The 231-nt window shown below is 70.6% G+C and carries 1 protein-coding gene; it reads left to right on the forward strand.

Annotation, left to right across the window (positions count from 1 at the left end; genetic code table 11):
* The coding region (locus ACODJP_RS14535) for an aminotransferase class III-fold pyridoxal phosphate-dependent enzyme (RefSeq protein ID WP_422482711.1) at positions 1–231 on the forward strand (231 nt) is incomplete at both ends.

Below are 231 nucleotides of genomic sequence, written 5' to 3' on the forward strand. Positions count from 1 at the left end.
TGGCTGATGATGTTCGACGAAGTCCAGGCCGGCATGGGCCGCACGGGCAAGTGGTTCGCCCACCAGTGGGCCGGCATCATCCCCGACGTGATGACCCTGGCCAAGGGCCTGGGCTCGGGCGTGCCCATCGGCGCCGTCGTGGCCCATGGCAAGGCGGCCACCGTGCTGCAGCCGGGCAACCACGGCTCCACCTTCGGCGGCAATCCGCTGGCCATGCGTGCGGGCATCGAG

The sequence above is a fragment of the Pleomorphochaeta sp. DL1XJH-081 genome, assembly GCF_049310885.1.
In the GTDB taxonomy this organism is placed as follows: domain Bacteria; phylum Spirochaetota; class Spirochaetia; order Sphaerochaetales; family Sphaerochaetaceae; genus CAYZJV01.